Raw genomic sequence first — 1,867 nt, 5'->3', positions numbered from 1 at the left:
TCTGCCGAGCGGCTGTCGCCCGCCTGCTCCAGCGCCGCCAGCGGGCTCCACGGGCTGGCCGGATCGTAGCTCCAGCTGCGGCGGCTGCCGTCGTCGCGCTGCTCCTGCAGCAACCGGTAGCCCTGCCACAGGAAACGGGTCGTCTGTTCGGTTTTGCCCTTGTAGCGCACCGCCTTGCGGCTGCGGCGGCCCAGCGCGTCGTAATGGTACTCCGCCTCGAATTCGCCCTGCGGGCCGCGGCCGTGCGCCTGCACCAGCCGATTGTCGGCGTCGTAGCGGTAGTGCTGTTCGTACAGGCCGTTGCGCCGGCTGATCAGGTTGCCCCAGGCGTCGTAACGGTAAAACAGTTTTTGCCAGTGCGTCAGCCGGTTATCGGCGATCGGTGCCAGCGGCAGGTGCGCGTCGATGTCGCTCTGCGGGCTGCGCTCGCCCAGCAGGTTATCCGCCAGATCGTACACCAGCCGCGCGCCCGGTTTGCCATGATTGGGCTCGCGGTGTTGCAGCAGGCGGCCTACTCTACAATAAACACTTGGAATATTTAATTTTCAATGGCTTCATTTTTAAAGAGCTGAAAATTAGCTTTTCATAATTTTATTTTTTAATTTTAGTCAGGAACTGGCTGAATAATATTAATTCAAAAAGCCATTGAACACCCTCTTATAACCGCAATCATTGAGGTTAATATTTATAAACGCCAACAAAAATTGATATAGGCACCAATTTCCTCATCATACTCAATCCTCCCCCCCTGTTTTATCATCAGGGGGCACTCCAACAGATCGCCCCTAGTTGCACCAAATTTACCTGCATTGACTTTTTCGATTTGAAATCAATTTTTTCAAGCTACTTGAGCAAGTCATTCTTAGTGCAAAGCATCAAGAATTAGCGCCAAAATGAAAAATCAGATACAAAAAACTCGTTTATTTCTATATCTTCAGGAATGTGTTTTATTGTATCAGCAATCTCATCATATGGCGGAGGAAGTATAAGTGAAATACCAAAATCATCATTGATAATTATTGAACCATTATATAATTTCTGAGTTTTTGTTAATTTTATCACATCCATCACCTTCATCCCTGTGAATATGGTTCCCTTGTAGCCGCCTTGATAACGCTCATTGCATCCAAGTGAAAAGATAACACCGTCTTTATCAGTCGCAATGGTCAAGGTATTGTCGATTTTATATGATTTTTTTTCCTCACCATCAGGGAGAAAATAACTTTTAACCTCCACACTAAATCCAGAATAAATCTCATTAATATATGACGAGATGTTTTCATTTATAACGACATTCCCTATGGAAATCCCCGATACAATCTCAGCATTAAAGTCAATCATCTTAGATACCACCATTCTTAATAACTCCATCAACGTACACAGGTGAATCTTTTATCAGATCGTAATTTTTAAATTCACCATGCCCAATTCTACCAAAAACAACATCCTCACCATTCTCAACCTTATAAACCTTCCAATAATCATTGCCATGAATATTAGGCTGACTTGCATTACCTCCGGGGTGATAATCAAGTTTATATGTCGCACCCGATTTCGTTGTTCGCACATATTGAGTATGTTGAATTGCTTCTGGTCTGCCTGCTTGAGGGTAATGCTTTGCCCAACCGCGACTAGTTAAAAACGCGTCAACATCAGCTGGCTTTTTGCCAGATAGTTTATCCACCCATCTGCGAGCGATTCTATCTTTTCTAGCAAAGCCTTTAGAAGCCCCACAACTCATCAACCCCAACGGATCCACCCACATCAGCGGGTTCGGCGCATACTGATAAAGGTTCAACCCGCCGCGCAGCCCTATCGGATCCTGCGTGGTGAAACGCCCCACCTCGGGTTCGTAGTAGCGGAACAG

Annotated in this window: 2 protein-coding genes and 1 pseudogene; all 3 read right to left on the bottom strand. The window is 46.5% G+C overall.

The genetic code is table 11. The annotated features are described in order from the left end of the window. Nucleotides 1-524: pseudogene (locus ACJ8IM_RS25120) on the bottom strand (type IV secretion protein Rhs); the annotation flags it as partial. Between the two features lie 358 nt (nucleotides 525-882). Further along, the gene (locus tag ACJ8IM_RS25115) at nucleotides 883-1,341 is read right to left on the bottom strand and encodes a hypothetical protein (protein ID WP_033655356.1); all 459 of its coding nucleotides are present in this window, start codon (nucleotides 1,339-1,341) and stop codon (nucleotides 883-885) included. Between the two features lies 1 nt (nucleotide 1,342). Then, nucleotides 1,343-1,867: RHS repeat-associated core domain-containing protein (locus ACJ8IM_RS25110; RefSeq protein WP_139286621.1), on the bottom strand; the 525-nt coding region annotated here is incomplete at its 5' end.

The organism is Serratia sp. CY33525 (genome assembly GCF_052169115.1).
Taxonomy (GTDB): Bacteria; Pseudomonadota; Gammaproteobacteria; order Enterobacterales; family Enterobacteriaceae; genus Serratia; species Serratia sarumanii.
This window is presented reverse-complemented; position numbering and strand designations above follow the sequence as displayed.

Excerpts from the sequence above, each read along its gene's own strand:
- ACJ8IM_RS25115 (WP_033655356.1), bottom strand. The coding sequence starts at position 1,341 with ATGATTGACTTTAATGCTGAGATTGTATCGGGGATTTCCATAGGGAAT.